This window comes from Lacticaseibacillus jixiensis, from assembly GCF_042847315.1.
Classification (GTDB): Bacteria; Bacillota; Bacilli; order Lactobacillales; family Lactobacillaceae; genus Lacticaseibacillus; species Lacticaseibacillus jixiensis.
Genome location: NZ_BAAFPR010000006.1, coordinates 69,841 through 88,971 on the forward strand (window position 1 = coordinate 69,841; position 19,131 = coordinate 88,971).

Sequence of the window (19,131 nt, forward strand, 5' to 3'; positions counted from 1 at the left end):
CAGTTTTCTGCGCTTTTTGGGGTGTCCCTCGATGGTCCATTTAATCGCCTGCGTTCTACGGCATTCCCAGCAACGGCCGCTCTCTGTGCGTGCACAACGATCTTGATCTCCATCTCAACGGTTTATGGACGAACTTGTTTTGTTGTGAATAAGATAATCTCTTTCTCATCGTTTGTCAACGGGTTTTTAATCTAAAATGTTTTTTTCGCCTTATTTTCGTGCCGCGCGATCATCGGCATCACAAAGCCTAACCCAAACAACACGATCACCGAAATCACGTTGAGCATCAACTGATGGCCAAACGCCGCAGTCCCCCACTTGGCTTCTTGCGGCATGAAGCCCATCGTGGCACACACGAAGGTGAACAAGAAACACCACCCGCCGACTGCCAGCGCCAAGCCTTTGGACTTAATGAAAGTGTAGCCGGAAGTGAATTTGTCTTGTTGGGCGCGCAAGGCCAAGAAGGCCACGAATACCCAGGCCGTCTTATACGGCGACACGATGCCGTTGAGGTTCAACAGCCAATTGAAAATGGTGTTGATATCCGGCAAAGTCCCTGCCATCAGCAGCAAGAACAAGCAGATCCCGGCAGTCAGCACATAAGAATGGATCGGCCGGCCTTGTTTGTTCTTGACCAATAACCACTTTGGCATATAATTCACCGCGGTATCAGCAGAAAGCACCCGGCTGGCAGCATCGATCAAGACTGCTAACTGCGCCAGCATAAAGACCAATTGCGTGCCGGCAAACATGTACAAGAACAGCTTGCCCACGCCCCATTGTTGGCCGAGATATTGGAACGCGTAGAACGACCCGTTCATTTTCAAGTCGTCAGGCAAATGGTTGGCATCGAAATACACGCCTAAAGCCAAGGAACCAAAGATGATCAAGAAGCCGGTCATGATCGCCAGCATCCACATCGCTTTGGGAAATTCTTTCTTCGGGTTGCGGATCTGTTGAATATAAGTCGCCCCAAGTTCCGCCCCGGAAGTCGCAAAAATCAAAAGCCCTGTGGTAGAGAAATAATGCACAGAAAAATGCGGCTTGAAAGCACTCAGATCAAACAAGTTGCTGGCCGGATGCACGCCTTTGGCCAAGGCGGCAAAAGCCATGATCACAAACAGCATGGCCATGATAAACATTGCCGCGCCGCCGATCAAAGACATCACTTCCATCGAGCGGGAGAACAAATTCTCCAACACGATAAACACCAAAATCACCACAAAGGTAAAGATCCCAAACCACACCGGCGACATGTAATGATCCAAGGTGTTGTCGCCTAAGATCAACCATGATAACGCCACAATGATCGCATTAGCCACATCGATCAAATATGGCAAAGTCGAGCTCCAATACATCCAAGACACCACGTAGCCCAAGGTGTCATTGGTGGTGTGGCGCACCCAAGTGGCCAAGCCCCCGCCGTCGTGGGTGAAAGTCGTCCCAATTTGCGCTGAAATCAGCGCATAAGGCACAATGTAGGCGATCAACAAGAAGATCCACGAGAACACCACTGACAGCCCTTGGTTCTGGAAGGGATAAAGAATGTTCTCAAAGCCGATGACCGTCACAAACACCAACAAGCCTAACACTTGCCAGCGCATGTACTTGGGCTGTTCTTCCAAGCCCAAGCCATTTGTATCATTCATAAGTATAATTTCCTCCGTTAAATAATTGCCTCGATCAATAAGCGTGTATAATATTGACCGGCGGCTTATTTACGGAAAACCCGCTGTTTGGGTTCACAAGCCAGCCTCCTGTTTCATAATTTCGCTTATGATTATACAGCAAACCAATTCTTGAAAACAGTATGAAAGGATCCATTTATGGGACTGAAAATAGGATGTTCACCACAACTCGTTGATCAACTTGCGCCATTATCCCCCAAAGTCTTCACCAGCTTGCCAATCGGCGCCTTTAAAGCCGTAGTTCTAACTGCAGGCGATGAAGCCTTGCTTGATCAAATCGCAGCCAGCGGCTTAAACCTGCCGGTATTTTGGCTGGGCGCCAAACCAAGCCTTGACTATGCGGCGTTGACCGTTAGCGACCACTTGGATGAAGCCGCCTTGCAAACGGCAGCAGCGGCATATGAACAACGCCAAGTGCCAGCATATGTGCAAGATTTGTTGGCTTTTGCCCAAGCCGACCCGATCAGCTTCGCCACGCCAGGCCACCACGCCGGGCGCTACAACGACTTAGGCCCAGCCGGGTATTTGTTGCATGAAGCTTATGGGCAAATGTTTTACAGCAGCGACACTTCAGATGTTGTGACGGCTTTAGGCGACATGTTGACGCATGGCGGCACGCCGCTGGCTGCCGAACAAGCTGCGGCCAAGCTGTTTCACGCTGATGAAACGTATTTTGTCACCAATGGCACCACCGGCAGCAACAACGTCGTGGCCAGCGCCGCTTTGACGCCAGGCGACTTGGTGTTGTTTGACCGCAATAACCATAAATCCGCGTATAACGGCGCTTTAGTCGCCAATGGCGCAATCCCGGTATACTTGGATACGCTGCGCAATGACCACGCTTTGATCGGGCCAGTAGATCTGCGCAACGTCAGCGTTGCGCAGATCCGTGAAGCGATTCGTCAAGTGGCACCAGAAAAAGCCGACTTGCCGCGGCCGTTCCGGCTAGGCGTGTTTGAACTGGAAACTTTCGATGGCATCGTGCCTGACGCAGCAACTTTAATTCATCAATTCGGGCCGTTGTGTGATTACATGGCCTTTGATGCGGCTTGGGGCGGTTATGAGCCTTTCTTGCCGGCGATGAAACCAATGGACCCGCTGCAAGTGCCTCTAGGTCCTGATGACCCGGGCTTGATCGTGACCCAATCGGTGCACAAACAGCAATCCGGCATGGCTCAAACGTCACAGATCCACAAGAAAGACGCACACATTCGCGGCCAGAAGCGCCGCATCACCCATGAACAATTCAATCACGCGTTCTTAAAGCACGTCACCACCAGCTTCTCTTACCCGCTATACGCCAGCCTGGCTGCCAATGTCGCCTTAAACCAAGGCGCACGCGGTCAGAAGATCTGGGCAGATGCTTTGGCTGCAGCTAATGATTTCCGCCGCGCACTTGCAACCACGAAGTTATTTAAAGCCTTTAACGCGCCAGAATTGTTGGCGACTGACAATGCACAAGCCGTATCAGATCCCAACGCTTGGGCACTTGATCCTGGTGCTGCTTGGCATGGCTTTGACGGGCTGCAGCCTGGCCAAGCCTATCTTGATCCTGGCAAAGTCACGATCAGCTTGCCTTTTGGCCATGAGCTTGGCGTGTCAGGCTGGGTGGTTGATCGCTATTTGCTGGATCACAACATCGTGCCGGAAAAAGCCGACCCGAATTCCGTCTTATTTCTGGTCACTGCCGGCACCAGCGCTGCGGATTGGGCGCAACTGTTAAAGGTATTGCAACAGTTTGAAGCCGATTATTTTGCCGATCGCACGGTGGCGGAAACTTTGCCTAAACTCGTGGCAGAAACTGGTGAGCGCTATGCGCACATGACGCTGCGCCAGTTGGCCCAAGCGCTGTCGGATACTTTTATCGACCACCGCTTGGCCCAGAAGCAAGCCGCCTTATTCACCGGCAGCAATCAAGTCACCCGTAGAATGACCCCGCGCGAAGCTGATTTGGCCTTCATGCGTGGTCAATACACCAGCGTGCCTTTGCATGACGCCGCCGGCCACGTCGCCGTTGAAGGCGCCTTGCCTTATCCTCCTGGGATCTTCGTGGTGGTGCCTGGTGAAGTGTGGTCAAAGCCAGCCATCGCCTATTTTGAGACCTTGTATGAAGCCGTCGCCCAGTTTCCAGGCTTTACCCCGGAGATTCAAGGGGTCACTGCGGCAGCTGACGGCACGCCAATGGTGCATGTCTTAAATCACTAATTTAGTGCCGATCAGCAGGTGCTTAGTTAAACTGGTATACCTTGTTTCACGTGAAACAATTTCGCATCGATTGTGCAGAAACCACTGCTGTCAACAAATAACTGCTTATGCCTGACCAACTGCTTGTACAGCAGGTCAGGCTTTTTTGGTACACCGCGTTGAACTCAGCCCACAATAAAAAGCTGCCCAATGACTAGGCAGCTTGATGTATGCAGTATCTTATTGATCGACTTTGGCCACACTCATCGCCGGAATCGTGATATCGCCGCCCATGGTCGATTCATAGGTGATCAAGCCGTGCGAAGTGCCAGAAACCGTGATTTGATCATCTTCCAACACCCGTGAACTAACAGCGGTATCAGACCAAGAACAAAGCAGCATGTGATCATAATCGCCGTTAACAGCCAAGCGCACTTGCACGCTGCCGTCATCTTCCATCACCTGCACCACTTCGCCTGAGAACTTGACTTTCTTGCCTTCATAACTGTCTGGGGTACGCGCAAGCTGATCATAAGTGATACCAGTGTCATAACCGCGCGCTTCTTCTTGGGCGCGCTGTTTGGCAGCCGCGGCAGCCGCGGCAGCTTCTTGCTTGGCCTTAGCAGCTTCGGCAGCAGCGGCTTTCTCCAAGTCAGCAAGCTTGGTTTCCAGCGTCTTCAACGCAGATTCGTCAGCGTATGCTTGTTGATCCTTGGATAACCGGTTGAACGCTTGACGCGCTGCTTGAACTTTCGGCTTATCATCTACCGTGAGCGTATATTCATCTGGAATCGCCTCGATTAAATCAGTGACTTTCGCAGCCGCATCAGCGTCACGCGTTTTCTTGTCGGCGTCGGCTTTTGCTAATTGCTCATATGGCGCCATGCGCTTGGTGTAACTTTGATACGTGTCATCAAGGTCCGCGTATTCAGCTTGGGTATCAGTTAATTGCGTCTTGGTCGTGTGATAATGCTTGGTTGTTGCGGATAAATTCTGGCTGGTTTGTCGCATCGTCACACCAGCGATCACAGCAATCATGCACACCAGCGCGCCAACACTGGTGAAACCCTGTTTAAAGCCTGTCGAATACTTTGGATTACGCCACACTAACCATAATCCTAATGGTAACACCAGAACAATTGCCAATAACGTGCCCGGATCTGTCTGCAGCCATTGCCATGCGCGGTTGAGATAGGTCTTCACAAATATTTCCCCCAATAAATCAATTAGTTTTGTGTTGCATAAGGGTATAGTATATCAAATCCTACCTAGCAATGGATGTTTTGACACCATATTCTAATCTATACCATATAAAAAACCGGTACCGACGTGAAATCGGTACCGGTGCTTTAGTTGCTTAATTCTCTGCTTGGGCGCGATCTTTGGCGATGATATCCGTGCCGACACGGCGCATGATGCGCAACAATTCATGCGCGTCATGCTCGCCTAAGGTGTTAAACCATGCATTGAAGCGCTGATGGATCACTTTGTTAACCCGGGTGGTAACTTCTTGGCCATGGGCGGTTAAGGCCAAGTACATCCGCCGCCGATCAACTGCATCGCGCTCTTGGGTGATCATATCCTTCTCCAACAGCGTCTTGATCTGCCGCGAAATTGCGGCGCGGGTCACGCCTCGGCTTTTGGCGACTTCAGACAGACTCACGACTTCGCCTTTGGCCAAATCGCGCATGATCAGAAATTGTTCAAATGAGATACCGTCGTCTTTCATCGGTTCTGAAATCAAGTCGCCGACATACTTGAACGCCTTAAAATACACTTCGATATATTCTTCTAACAAATCGCCGTCAGCCATAATAATCGCTCCCCACTGCTTATTCTATGCAGTAAGCGTAACACATTGGACTATTTCTTGCTACTGTAATCCGGATTCCACGTGCTTTGCAAGCGGGTTGCTGGAAGCATCAAGATAATACTCAACACCACGATCGCCACTAAGATCCCAACAGATGCGGTAATCGTGTCACTGGCGATCCCGCCGGTAATGGCGGCGCGATAACCACTGATCGCATAAGTCATTGGCAAGAACTTCTGCGTGGCTTCATACAGCGGACTGATGGTTTCAGCCGGGAACAAGCCGCCGGAACCGCTTAGCGTTAACAATCCTAAGGCAATGAAAATGCCCACCCGATTGAAGGCCATATTCAACAGCTGCGTGAGATACATTGCCGCCAAAGCAAACAGCAAAGTCATCGCATAAAAGCCTGCCACATGGGCCACTGGCAAGCCAACCACTAAGATCAGCGTCGCTTCGATCAACCCGGCAGCGACTGCCACAGCGGAGCCGACGAACAACTTAGCCCCTAACCACTCCAGCAGCGTGCGATCATCGTCAGCTTCGCGCTTCATTGGATAAGCGAAATTGAAGATGATGATGGCAATGAATAACGCCAAAGCCAGTACATATGGCGCTAAGGCCGCCCCGTAATTCTTCACTGAGGTATATTTCGTTTGGACATCTTTAGAAGGATTCGAGAACATTTTGGCTGTGAGCTTAGATAACTTGGTGGCAGCCACTTGTTGATAGCCATCGGATAAACCGTCGGCCAGCTGCTTGGTACCGCCGTTAAGCTGCTTGTTGTTGCCCGTTAACTGCGTGGTTCCGGCTTTCAGCTGCTTAACGCCGCTGGCCAAAGTTGGCACTTTGCCGTTAAGCTGGGTCAAGCCGTTAGCCAGCTTGGTTGAGCCAGTGTACAACTGACTGACCCCAGAAGCCAACGCTGGCGTCTTGCCTTTAAGCTGGGTCAGGCCGTTGGAAAGCTTGGTGGAACCCACATACAACTGATCGACCCCAGAAGCCAACGCTGGGGTGTTACCTTGCAGCTCAACCAAGCCGTTGGAAAGTTTGATCGAACCGACATACAACTGCGAAACACCTGATGCTAAGGCTGGTGTGTTGCCTTTGAGTTCGATCAAGCCATTGGCAAGCTTCGTCGAACCTGTATACAGCTGCAAAACACCTGATGCTAAGGCCGGCGTCTTGCCTTGCAATTGGATCAAGCCGTTAGATAACTTGGTGGAGCCGGTATACAATTCTGAAACGCCTGAAGCTAACGCCGGCGTCTTGCCTTTGAGTTCGATTAAGCCGTTAGAAAGCTTGGTGGAGCCGGTATACAATTCTGAAACGCCTGAAGCTAATGCCGGCGTCTTGCCTTGCAATTCGATCAAGCCGTTGGAAAGCTTGGTTGAACCGGTATAGAGTTCTGAAACGCCTGAAGCTAACGCCGGCGTCTTGCCTTTGAGTTCGATCAAGCCGTTGGAAAGCTTGGTAGAGCCAGTGTAAAGCTGATTGACCCCAGAAGTAAGATCCGGCACTGCCGCATTCAATGAGCTGGCACCATTCTTTAACGCCGCAGAATTGCCTGACAACGTCTTGGCGCCATCATTCATCTTCGTTAATGCTTGGGTTAAGGTCAAATCATCTTCAGCCACCCCGGTAGGATCTGTCGAGCCATTATAAATGGTCTTGGCCCCATCGGCTAATTGGCCGACCCCACTGGAAAGTGCCGGCACATTGTCGTTGAGTTTATCTAGACCAGTTTGCAACTGGGCGATGCCGGTGGCCAGCTTTGGTGCTTTGCCGTTTAAGGTTTCCAAACCAGTATTCAACTGACTGGCCCCATCCACCAACTTGCTCAAGGATTGTTTAAAGGTCAATTTCTCATCGCTGCCAGCCACCGCTTGCGGGGTGTTGACACCGGAGTTGACTTGAGTCAAACCGGCATTGAGCTCAGTCACCGCCGTCAGCAGCCCTTTAGGATCTTTTTCTTGGGTGGCCGCATTTTCGGTGGTTTCGCGATCTTGCGTGGTCAAATTATATTTAACCGTGTTCAACACCATGTAGGCGGTATTGAGCTTGCCTTGCGTTGCGCCGCTGGCCTTCTTGTCTTCGGCAAAAGCAGCTTGCAAGGCAGCCTTTTGGCTGGGATCGCTGACGGCATCAATTGCCGCTTGCATCTTGGTGTCTGCGGCAGTTTGGTTGGCCTGCAGCTGCTTTTTCTCAGTGTCAAAACCACTGCCGGTGCCTAACATGCTGCTGACAGCCGGATATTTGGCATCATTATAGAACGTCTTGAATAACCCGATTTGCGACGTGACTGTTTTCTGCAGCTTGGCCATCGCCGCCGATAAGCGACTCACGCCGCCAGGCAGCTCTGCAGAAGCTTTCTGCATTTGCGTCAAGCCATCAGACAACTGGTCCATGCCAGACGAAAGCTGTGCAACACTCTTGGTGAGATCAGTGTCGGCAGTGTGCCCGTTGACTTCGCCGCTGATTTGCGCAATGCCTTGATCTAATTGTTGCACACCATCGGCTAACGTTGGCACCTGGCTGTTCAAGGTCCCTAAGCCTTTTGACAAGTCGATCAAATTCTGAGACTTGTTGGCCACCGTCTTGGTGTAAACCTTACTGATGCCAGAAGCGATTTGATCAGACCCATCGGTGTAAGCAAAGACCCCATCGGCTAATTGCTTAACGCCACCGGCTAAAGTCGGCACTTGATCGTTAAGATCCTTCAAGCCGCCATTAAGCTGCGTGCCGCCATCAGCTAAACTATTGATGCCATCAGTTAACGCCGGCACTTGGCTGTTGAGGGTCTTTAAGCCGCCATTCAACTGCGTACCGCCATCAGCTAGCGCATTGACCCCGCTGATCAACACCGGTACTTGACCATTCAAGGTCTTTAAGCCGCCGGTGAGTTGTGTGCCGCCATCTGCCAAGGCGTTCACCCCGCTGATCAACACCGGCACTTGACCATTCAGCGTCTTCAAGCCGCTGTTAAGCTGCGTGCCGCCATTTGCTAAGGCGTTCACCCCGCTGATCAAGACTGGCACTTGACCATTCAAGGTCTTTAAACCGCCGTTAAGCTGGGTACCGCCTAAAGCCAAGGCGTTCACCCCGCTGACTAACACCGGCACTTTGCCGTTTAACGTCTTCAAGCCGCCACTCAGCTGGGTACCGCCTAAAGCTAAGGCGTTCACGCCGCTGACTAATACCGGCACCTTGCCGTTTAGCGTCTTCAAGCCGCTGTTGAGCTGTGTGCCCCCGGCAGCCAAGGCATTGACGCCGTTGGTCAAGGTCGGCACCTGGTTGTTTAACGTCTTCAAGCCGCCATTGAGCTGCGTGCCCCCGGCAGCCAATTGACCGACACCGCTTGACAGTGCAGGCACGTTGGCGTTCAACTGCGTCATGCCTTTATCAACTTGCACGACGCCGTCGGTATACTTGCCAACGCCTGATTGCAGCGTTTTGGCACCGGCAGCGGCAGTCTTCATACCGCCCCCGATTTGGTTGATCTTATTGAACAGCTCAGTCACAAAGGCGTTAGTCACTTGGGCTTTGATTTGGCTGTTGAGTTTATCAACGCCCACTTGGCTGATGATCTCAGACACATAATTCAGCGAACCATTAGTCTGATATGTAAGCTTCATCTGCTTGGGATGGGCATCCAAAGCCGTTGCCGCGTCAGCCGAGAAATCTCTGGGGATGGTCACCACCGTATAGTAGCGGTTATCTTTCATCCCTTGCTTGGCTTTGGCTGCTGAAACAAAATGCCATTCCAGCTGATCGTTATCATGCAGCTGAGCGATCGTATCAGCGCCGGCATGAATCGTTTTGCCAGACAATGTTGCTGGCTGATCCAGATTCACCACCGCCACTGGGATTTTCCCAGTGTTCCCATACGGGTCCCATGCACTCGTCAAGAAACAAAACGAGTAAATGAATGGGATCAGAATAATGGCCACCATCGCCCACATCAACCCTTTGTGGTGGTTGATCGATTGCAGCTCCCGCTTGACCCACTTAAACACTTTCCGTCAACTCCTTAATATTCGGCATTTGTAATATCCCCTAAGTTACTCATGGGATGCAATGTCAATGCCGTTAACATAACGATTAATATGCGACTTTTTTAAAAGAAAGTCAAGAAATTGGCGGGATTTTGCATATTTATCGACATGATATTCGCAAAACTGAGTTGAGGGTCTTCGTCGAGCTGCGCAAAGCAAAGCGCGTGAGATATGCTGTGACGCCAATTGGGCATGAACCGCCCAACTGTCATCCCATCTTATCTCCACCGCTAAATGCGCTTTGCACCGCTTTGGTTTCTTCGCCGAGCTGCGCAAAGCAAAGCGATTGCGTAAGTCATCCGATCGGTTACAAATCGTTGATAACGTGCCTCACGCCGCTTAAACATCGCACTAGCAGTTGTCCAGATTCGAGTCAGCTTGCGTTGACCTTGAACGCAGAAGCACGACTTGTCTGAGCACTGTGAAACTCATACCTCATTTTCTCTGCCAAGTGCCCACAATTTTGCTTTCGCATAATCACTGAGGTGTGTTGACTCACACTTGAACGTCACACGATATCAGCTAATCGCTCGTAAACGGTACCCTGCAGCAGTGATTCATCTTCGTCTTAACCCGTTATATCACCACATAAACTGAGGATCATGCAATTGGTCGCCACGTGAAACACTTTACTGATTCGACTACGGAAGGACAGGCATTGCGGAGGTGCACGGGGCCAAGCGTCGGTCAGGCCGTGAAACGATCAGCACCACAAGCCAAGCGGGTCGTGCTTGGCTTGTGGTACTGATCGCGGCAATTTCAGAGACGGGCAAGTGAGCGCAGCGAGCGCCTGGCTCGGAAATTAGGTGGAAAACGCGCGCCCCTTTGCGCGGTTGGAACCGGCCGCACCGCCTGCGCCGACGCTTGGCCCCGTGCACCGCAGCAACGCCTGTCCGGGCCTTTACTGCGCAATGCAAAGCGGCGTGAGATAAGCTGTGACGCTAATTGGGCATGAATCGCCCAACTGTCACCCCATCTTATCTCCACCGCTAAATGCGCTTTGGGTACAAAAAAGGCCGCTGATTGACGATTGGTCTCAATCGTGAATCAGCGGTATCAAACTGCAGTTTATGCTTGCGGATATTGATCCATCGGGTTAGTCGGTTGCAATTTCTCCGCCAAAGCTTCAAGGCGCTTGGCTTCGGCCGCTGAAATCGTCGGCAAGTCGATGCGGAAACTTGACCCATGACCTAGCGCGGAATCAACCGTAATGGTCCCGTGATAGCTTTCTACCAGCTGTTGGGCAATGGACAAGCCTAAGCCGTTGCCGCCTTTTTCGCGACTGCGGGCCTTGTCCACACGATAGAAACGGTTGAAGACGCGATCGCGGTCTTCATTGGACAAGCCTTCACCGAAGTCTTGCACGGCAATTTGCGCGCCATCGGTGTTGGTCGACGCAGAAACATGGACCTCTTTGCGGTCTTGAGAATACTTCACTGCGTTGTCCAGCAAGATAATGAGACATTGTTCCAAATGGTTGCGATACATGTGGACATAAACCGGACCGGACAAATCGCTGTCCAAGGTGAACACGAAGTCCGGATGGATCATCCGAAAATCATTAACAACTTGTTCTACCACTTGCTTGACGTCTAACACGGCATTGGGAAATTGCACATCAACTTGATCTGCTCGAGTCAAATCAAGCATTTCTTGGATCAGTGATTTCATGCGGGTGACTTCTTGCAAACTGGCATCAAGCGATTCGTCTAAGACTTCCGGATCGTCTTTACCCCAGCGATTCAGCAGTTGCAAATGGCCTTCCAGAATTGCCACTGGCGTGCGCAATTCATGGGACACATCTTGGACAAAGTCGCTTTGTTGATCGATGAAGCGCTGAATCCGATCCAGCATGCCGTTGAATTCATTGACTAAATCACCGAGTTCATCATTTTGCTTCAATTCCGGGATCCGGACACTGGATTGCGGCTCTTCGTTGATCACGTTGATCGTGCTGGTGATGCGCCTGATCGGGCGCAAGAAGCGCCGTGACAAGAAGAAGCCGATCACTAACGACACCAGAAGCGCAATGCCGGACAATACAAAAATCATGTTCAACACGCGGCGCATGGTGGCATGCACGGCACTCATGCGATCGGTGATCTGCACATATCCCAGCATTTTGCCGCTGGTTTTAGACGTCACCGGGGCACTGATCAGCATGCCGTTGAAGTCGTTGTTGGTCACCATTTGATATTTGGTGGTGCTGGTTTTGCGCAACGGTTCATCGAGATTGCGCGTGCTGTACACCAGCTTGCCGTCTTTGGTGTATACCGCCAAGCTGACGTCTGAGCGGGAAAGTTTCTGAATGACCGAATCGGCAAATACCGATTCATCACTGCCGCCGACTAAAGACACACCAGTACCGACGGTGGTTTGGTAGTCACTGGCATCGATTTCTAACAAGGGTTTGACATTATCGACGGTGAGATCAGTTGCGATCGGGGATAATCGCTGTTCCACCGCATTGAGCGTGTCGCTCATCGTGCTTTGTTCTTGCGTGCGCAAAATCCGCCCCATCGCGCCATACAGCACGAAAGAGAACACAAGAAACGTGACGAAAATGCCAACCCCGACGACTGCCGTCCACTTGATTGCAAGCGACAGGCGCCTTTTCGCCATGGCCCTACCGCTCAACATTAAGAGCGCATGACATAACCGGTTCCCCGCACGGTTTGGATATAGCTAGGCTCGCCGGCCCGGTCGATCTTGTTGCGGATATAACGGACGTACACATCCACGACGTTGGTTTCCACGTCAGAATTGTAGCCCCAAACTTTGGACAACAATACATCACGCGCTAAGACGACGTTGATGTTTTCCATCAGCGTCAATAACAATTCGTATTCGCGCTTGGTCAATTCGATGATATCATCGCCGCGCCGCACAACGCGGTTTTCCTTCTCGATGGTCAAATCGCGATACGCCAGCGTGGTTTGCTTCGCAGCATTATGTTCGCCTTCGATACTGATGCGGCGCAACAAAGCGCGCAATCGTGCCAACAATTCTTCGATGGCAAAAGGCTTCACGATGTAGTCATCGGCCCCATGATCCAAACCGGAAACACGATCGATCACTGAATCGCGGGCGGTCATCATGATGATCGGCGTGTTCTTGGATTGACGCACGCGCCGGCAAACTTCCAAGCCGTTTAATTCCGGCAGCATCAAGTCCAGCAAGATCGCGTCCCAATCTTCGTTCAATGCGGCATCCAGGCCTGTGCGCCCGTTAAAGTGCACCGCAGTGTCATACCCTTCATGCTTAAGTTCCAATTCAACGAAGCGGGCAAGGTTTTTCTCATCTTCAATTATTAAAATACGGCTCATGATTAGACTCCTTTGTCATTATCACGGTTGACCCGACTCTGATGAAACTCTCATTATCTAAGGGCCAGCCATCGTTTTTTTCTCATGCAAAAGGTTGCTCTCGCTATTGTATCACAGTTTATATTGATTGACTATCACAGGTATTCTTAACTAACGTAAGCGCCACCAGCTGACAAAATCATGGCAGGTCTCATTGGTATATACCTTTTATTGGTAAAGTTAATCATTGCACCATCAGATTCTCTTTGGTATATTCCAATTTAGTACCAGCGCAATTGGAGTCACCGCGGCTTGTGCTGGATGCGATTTAATCAGCTAATGACGCTCGTGATCATGGTGATCGTTACCATCTTAAGGGGTTAAGCTGCTTGCAAAACGGCGCGTTCTTCGCCAAAAAAACAGCGGCGCTTGCCAATGACCCAAAATTGCGAGGTCACAGGCAAGTGCCGCTGTTTTCAATGCATAAGCTTATTGTTCTTCATACCACGTATAATGGAAGATCCCGGGACGATCGGTCCGTTCGTAAGTATGCGCCCCAAAGTAATCGCGTTGGGCTTGGATCATGTTGGCAGGCAAGACTTCTGAACGATAAGAATCGTAATAAGAAATCGCACCCATGAAGCCTGGCACTGGCACCCCGGCTTTGGCCGCCAAGCCAACCAAGTCGCGGACGGCTTCTTGATAGTTCTTGGTGATGTTCAAGAAGTAGTCATCCAACAGCAAGTTCTTCAATGCTGGGTCTTTCTCAAAGGCGCTGGTGATGTTTTGCAAGAACACCGCGCGGATGATGCAGCCGGCGCGCCAAATCGATGCGATTTGACCGTAGTTAAGATCCCAGTTGTAATGCTCAGAAGCCACGCGCATCTGCTCGAAGCCTTGGGCATAGCTCATGACCTTGGAGAAGTACAAGGCTTTGCGGATCATTTCGATGGCTTCTTTCTTGTCACCGGCAGCCACATTGCCTACTGGCTTTGGCAAGACTTTAGAAGCGGCCACACGTTCGTCTTTCATGGCGGAAATGTAGCGTGCATATAAGGATTCGGTGATCACAGATTGTGGGACACCGAGTTCAGCAGCGGATTGGGTGCTCCACTTGCCAGTCCCCTTGTTGCCGGCGCGATCCAAGATTACGTCCACAATCGGCTTGTCGGAACCTAAGTCATCTTTGCGCGTCAAGATCTCGGCGGTGATGTCGATCAAATAAGAATGCAATTCGCCTTTGGACCAGTCAGCAAAGACATCGGCGATTTCTTGCATATCCAAGCCCACAAAGTTGCGCAGCAAGTTGTAAGCTTCAGCGATCAATTCCATATCGCCATATTCGATGCCGTTGTGGACCATTTTGACATAATGGCCGGCACCATCTGGGCCGATGTAGGCCACACAAGGCGCGCCGTCTTCTTCAGCCTTGGCTGAGATCTGCTCCAAAATCGGCGCAACGAGGTCGTATGCTTCACGCTGGCCGCCTGGCATCAAAGACGGGCCTTGTAAGGCACCGAGTTCGCCACCGGAAACGCCCATGCCGATGAAGTTGATGCCGGAATCGGCCAAGTCTTTGTTGCGCCGACGGGTGTCATGGAAGTTCGTGTTCCCACCGTCGATCAGCACGTCGCCTTTGTCCAGCAGCGGCAACAGTTGGCTGATAACCGCATCAGTGCCGGCACCGGCTTTGACCATCAGAATGATCCGGCGCGGCTTCTCCAAAGATGCCACGAAGTCTTCGATCGTGTAACTTGGCACGAGCTTCTTATCCGCGTGGTCTTTGGCCACTGCTTCAGTCTTGCTGCCGGTACGGTTGTAGATGGCCACCGTATAACCGCGACTTTCGATGTTCAACGCCAGGTTTTTGCCCATCACGGCCATGCCGATGACGCCAATTGTTGGTTTATCCATTCAATAATGCCTCCTGAAGCATCTGCCAGCTGCAGATGCGTTATCGTTACCGCTTAATGGTAGCAGAATGAGCCAAAGATTAAAAGTTGTCTCAGTCTTTTTTGTCTGAGTCTTCGTCAAACAATCCTTGCAGCTTGGCAAAAGGTGAATCAGCCACGTGCTCGTCTTGCTTATTGGCCTCATAATCGGCTTCGGAAACCACTTGCCAATCCTCGCCTGCCGGCATTTCCCCACCGACTTGTTCCTCGTCGGTCAAGATCTGCATGGGAATGCTCAACAGGATATGATCATAAATGGCAGCCGTTAAGTCGAGTTCATCATCTTCTAACGTAATGACCAATTCGCCTTCATCATACTTGTCGCGCGCCGCGTCGTCTTGCACATAAACTTCGCTGAAAGTAAAATCAAGCGGCAAGGCTACCGGCGTTAAGCTGCGCGTTGACGGCAAGGTCAAAGTGCCCACCACCGTTGCAGACAACAAGAAATCTCCATCATCAGCGCTTAAATAAGCGTCAACTTTAAACGGCGTAGCGTCTAAGATCTCAGGGTCGCGCGTCATTAAGTCGGCCTTGGCATCCAAGGTTTCTTGCACATGCATCGGGGTGTGCTTGTATTTCGCTAATTCAGCAACAGTAAATTTAAGCATGCTTCCTCCATTTGACGCGCTTAACCTTGCAACGGTACGCGTCCATAATTTTGTTCTTGGCCCACCAAATCAGCGATCAGCCGATCGGCGCGCGCTTGGGTCTCTAATAAACCGCCGGGTTGGATCATTGCTTGTGACACCCGCGTGATCAACGGCAAAGCCACTTGCTTCTTCACCGCGTGCAAATACTGGCGTCCAACTGGCGTAAAGCCCAGCACCTGCAAATACCGATGGGCATGGGCGAATTCAACCCGGGCTTGAGTCAGATTCAACACTGTGGCCAAAGCCAAGCGGCGCAAACGCGCATAGGTGTAGCGCTTGGATTTCACCGCGTGTAAGAAACTGGTAAAATCCCTTGCTGCCGCATTCTGTTGGGTCAAGCGATACTCTAAGCCTTCGCTCATCGCATCGATTTGCTGCAGTTCACTTAACTCCGCAGTATGCAGCCGATAGCGCAACAACGGATACAGCTCAGCCCAGCTTAAATGCCGCGCCGCAAGCGCCTGCATCGTCGCTTGCGGCACAAAAGCCGCCACTGTTTCTTGGACAGCCAGCTTGTGCCTAAGCGCACTGGCACTGGCAAAGTTTGCAACACTTTGCGCCGCGTCATGAGCTGCCCCAATGCGCTGCAAAGGCAGCAAGTGCAGCGGCGTGCCAATGGCGGCGTTGGCTTGGGCGTAGCTTAACCCAAGCAACATGTTTGGTGAGCTGAGATCCACGCCAAATTGCGCTTGATAATAAGCGTTGAGCTGCGTGGCATAAGTTTGCGTGAAGTCAGCGTGAAAATGCGCCGCTTCAGGCGGTGCCGCGGCCATTTGTGCGGCCAGTTTGGCATAATCCAGACTTGGCGCTTCAGTACCAAACGCCAAAGTCGCCACCCCTAATGCCGCCAGCAGCGCCACGCCGCCTTGAGCAAAATTTGGTGCTGCTTGCACAGCATCGGTCACTGGCAACTCGATCACCAAATCAGCGCCGCAAGCCAAGGCCGCTTGTGCCCGGTGCCATTTGTCAACAATAGCCACATCCCCGCGTTGGGTGAAGTTGCCGGCCATTGCCACCACCACCACGTCAGCGCCGCTTTGCTGACGCGCTTGCTGCAGCGCGTAGACATGCCCGTTATGCAGCGGATTGAACTCCGCGATCATTCCCACTGCTTGCATATCAAACCGGCTTCTTAGCGGAGAAGAACCACCGCACCGCATCAGGCGTCACTGCGGCTTCACCAAAGTCTGCCGTTACTTCAACATCCACAAAGCCCACTTGTTCAAGCGCCGCCACGAAATCGGCTTGCGCGTAAGTCCGCTCGTGATGCGTTTCAATCAGCGGATGATAGGCATCAATGGCTTCATCATAAACAAAGAACGTCAAGTCATGCTCCACTGAATGCGGCACATCCCCGGCGTAGCTTTGCCACATGAACGCATAGTCTTCCGTTTGATAATTGTACATATATCCTGGAAACAAGTCGTCCATTTGATGCAGCGAATGTGCATCAAACATGAAGTTCCCACCAGGTGTCAAAAGATTATACACCTGTTGGAACACTACCTTGACTTGCGCCAAATCTTGCATGTAACACAGCGAATCATCAAAGCAAGTCACCACATCAACTGGCGCCAAGCCCTCAAGATCGCGCATGTCGCCTTGCATCAACGGCATTTGCAAGTCCGCATCAACCAGCTTTTGTTCGGCTAATGCCAGCATTTCGCTGGACAAATCAAACAACGCCACATCATAGCCGGCTTTTTGTAATAACACCGCTAATGACCCGGAGCCGCCAGCTAATTCCAAGAGTTTCTGGTGGTGCGGGGTGACGCGCTTCATCACATAATCCGCCCAGCGGCCATACAGCGAATCGTCCATTAAGGTGTCATAGACTTGGGCAAAAGTGCTATAGATCATGCTTCACTGACCCATTGATCCACGTCGACTAACGGCGCATCAGACCACAGCTTCTCTAAATTATAAAAGGCGCGTTCTTCTGGCACGAAGACATGCACCACAACATCAGTGAAGTCCATTAACATCCAGCGTGAGCCTTTCTTGCCTTCGATGCGCGGCTGCTTGCCGCCAGCGGCCAACACGGCGTCTTCGATGGCATCGACAATGGCGTCGACTTGGCGCTCAGAATTCCCGTTCATGATGACAAAATAATCTGCCAACAAAGACACTTCATGCATGTCTAAGGCCACAATGTCTTCGGCGCGCTTGTCGTCGCCGGCTTTAACGATGGTTTCAAGTAATTGTTTTGCTTCCATATAAGCTGATGAGCTCCTTTTATTCCTTGGGTTGGATAAATGCGTTATAAGTTAATAAAGTCTTCGGATACACCACTTGGCGCTTGCCAATCAGATACGTTAAGGTGTTCTCCAGTTCGATCAAAGTTGCTTCGCGCATGCTGGTTTTAGCCGCTTCACGGGCTTTGGCTTCGATCGGCAAGTCGCGCGCCGGTTCAATGAAATCGGCGACAAAAATGATCTGATCCAGCGTGGTCATTTGCGGATCGCCGGTGGTGTGGCGCTCAATGGCTTGAATCACCAAATGGTCGGTGACGCCGACTTCTTGTTTAATAAACCAGGTGCCGACCATGCCATGCCACACGCCGCGGTTATATTTTAGCAGCTTCAAGTCAAAGCCGTTGCGCTTGATCACATCAATGTAATCGGCGATAGGCACTTGCTTGGCATAGTCATGCAACAACCCAGCCAACCCAGCGCGATCGACGTCTTCACCGAAGCGCTCAGCCAATTCACGCGCCGTTTCTTCCACGCGCAAACAATGCTCAAAGCGTTCTTGGTTCAAGCGGTTATGCAACAACGCCAAGATCTCTTGGCGCGTGCGCCCGTTGGTCAAGGTGCTGGGATACTCAATTGTCATCACGGTACAAGCCTTCTTTCTGGATGTAGTCACGAACCGGCTCCGGTACTAAATACCGAATGCTTTGGCCCATGGCAACACGTTGTCTGATTTGAGTCGACGAAATGTCGATCAACGGCGCATCGACCCACAACACCGGATAAGGGCTTTGCGGTGTGACGCCAGGACGCTTGACCCCGACAAAAGTCACTAATTTCACCAAGTCGGCGATGCGATACCATTTCGGCAGATAATTGACCATATCCGCGCCGATGATGAAATAATAATCCACATCCGGGTGCAATTTCTTCAACCCGACGATCGTGTCATAACTATATGACACGCCGCCGCGCTGCAATTCGCAAAGCTCCAAGCCAAAATGCGGGTTATCATGGATCGCCATTTCCAACATCGCCAAGCGGTCCTTACCAGAAATCGCCGCTTTATGATCAACATGCGGCGGCAAATTATCCGGCATAAACAACACCGTTTCCAAGGCGAGTTGCGTGCGCACGGATTCGGCCATGATCAAGTGGCCATTGTGGACTGGATTGAACGTCCCGCCGAATAAGCCGACTTGCTTGCGGTGCCCCCCCATGATCTCCACTGCCACTTCTTCTGAAATCACCGGTTGGGTCAACGTCGTCTTTTGACTTTGTCGCTCCAAGCT

At 51.4% G+C, this 19,131-nt stretch carries 14 protein-coding genes; 1 reads left to right on the forward strand and 13 read right to left on the reverse strand.

What is annotated here, in order from left to right; all coding sequences use genetic code 11:
* Window positions 1-191: 191 nt before the first annotated feature.
* Window positions 192-1,649: an APC family permease gene (locus ACGG90_RS05420; RefSeq protein WP_390406811.1), complete on the reverse strand. Its 1,458-nt coding sequence runs from the start codon at window positions 1,647-1,649 to the stop codon at window positions 192-194.
* A gap of 177 nt (window positions 1,650-1,826) precedes the next feature.
* On the opposite strand from ACGG90_RS05420, the gene ACGG90_RS05425 reads away from it, so the two are divergent.
* The gene (locus ACGG90_RS05425) at window positions 1,827-3,893 is read left to right on the forward strand and encodes an Orn/Lys/Arg family decarboxylase (protein ID WP_390406813.1); all 2,067 of its coding nucleotides are present in this window, start codon (window positions 1,827-1,829) and stop codon (window positions 3,891-3,893) included.
* Between the two features lie 219 nt (window positions 3,894-4,112).
* Here the strand turns inward: ACGG90_RS05425 and ACGG90_RS05430 are convergent, their stop codons facing one another.
* The 12 genes from ACGG90_RS05430 to ACGG90_RS05485 form a co-directional block, all read right to left on the reverse strand.
* The gene (locus ACGG90_RS05430) at window positions 4,113-5,075 is read right to left on the reverse strand and encodes a hypothetical protein (protein ID WP_390406816.1); all 963 of its coding nucleotides are present in this window, start codon (window positions 5,073-5,075) and stop codon (window positions 4,113-4,115) included.
* A gap of 154 nt (window positions 5,076-5,229) precedes the next feature.
* A complete protein-coding gene (locus ACGG90_RS05435) occupies window positions 5,230-5,685 on the reverse strand; it encodes a MarR family winged helix-turn-helix transcriptional regulator (protein WP_390406818.1) in 456 nt (151 codons plus the stop codon).
* 50 nt (window positions 5,686-5,735) lie between these two features.
* Window positions 5,736-9,701 (reverse strand): YhgE/Pip family protein, encoded by a 3,966-nt coding sequence (locus ACGG90_RS05440; protein ID WP_390406820.1) that lies wholly within the window; start codon window positions 9,699-9,701, stop codon window positions 5,736-5,738.
* A gap of 1,107 nt (window positions 9,702-10,808) precedes the next feature.
* Entirely contained in the window at window positions 10,809-12,362 is a 1,554-nt protein-coding gene (locus ACGG90_RS05445; RefSeq protein WP_390406823.1) for a HAMP domain-containing sensor histidine kinase, read from the reverse strand.
* Between the two features lie 17 nt (window positions 12,363-12,379).
* Window positions 12,380-13,066: a response regulator transcription factor gene (locus ACGG90_RS05450; protein WP_390406826.1), complete on the reverse strand. Its 687-nt coding sequence runs from the start codon at window positions 13,064-13,066 to the stop codon at window positions 12,380-12,382.
* A gap of 468 nt (window positions 13,067-13,534) precedes the next feature.
* Complete coding sequence (gene gndA, locus ACGG90_RS05455; protein WP_390406827.1) at window positions 13,535-14,959, reverse strand: NADP-dependent phosphogluconate dehydrogenase; 1,425 nt, start codon at window positions 14,957-14,959, stop codon at window positions 13,535-13,537.
* Window positions 14,960-15,050: 91 nt separating this feature from the next.
* Window positions 15,051-15,605: a YceD family protein gene (locus tag ACGG90_RS05460; protein ID WP_390406829.1), complete on the reverse strand. Its 555-nt coding sequence runs from the start codon at window positions 15,603-15,605 to the stop codon at window positions 15,051-15,053.
* A gap of 20 nt (window positions 15,606-15,625) precedes the next feature.
* Window positions 15,626-16,765 (reverse strand): nucleotidyltransferase, encoded by a 1,140-nt coding sequence (locus tag ACGG90_RS05465; protein WP_390406831.1) that lies wholly within the window; start codon window positions 16,763-16,765, stop codon window positions 15,626-15,628.
* A gap of 1 nt (window position 16,766) precedes the next feature.
* Window positions 16,767-17,507 (reverse strand): class I SAM-dependent DNA methyltransferase, encoded by a 741-nt coding sequence (locus tag ACGG90_RS05470; RefSeq protein ID WP_390406832.1) that lies wholly within the window; start codon window positions 17,505-17,507, stop codon window positions 16,767-16,769.
* The gene (gene rsfS / locus ACGG90_RS05475) at window positions 17,504-17,863 is read right to left on the reverse strand and encodes a ribosome silencing factor (RefSeq protein ID WP_390406833.1); all 360 of its coding nucleotides are present in this window, start codon (window positions 17,861-17,863) and stop codon (window positions 17,504-17,506) included. The genes ACGG90_RS05470 and rsfS overlap by 4 nt, the downstream gene beginning before the upstream one ends.
* 19 nt (window positions 17,864-17,882) lie before the next feature.
* On the reverse strand, window positions 17,883-18,482 hold the full coding sequence (yqeK, locus tag ACGG90_RS05480; protein WP_390407032.1) for a bis(5'-nucleosyl)-tetraphosphatase (symmetrical) YqeK: 600 nt from the start codon (window positions 18,480-18,482) through the stop codon (window positions 17,883-17,885).
* Window positions 18,472-19,059 carry a nicotinate-nucleotide adenylyltransferase gene (locus tag ACGG90_RS05485; protein ID WP_390407034.1) on the reverse strand — a complete coding sequence of 196 codons (588 nt, stop codon included), beginning with the start codon at window positions 19,057-19,059 and terminating at the stop codon, window positions 18,472-18,474. Before ACGG90_RS05485 ends, yqeK begins: the two co-directional genes overlap by 11 nt.
* Window positions 19,060-19,131: the final 72 nt, after the last annotated feature.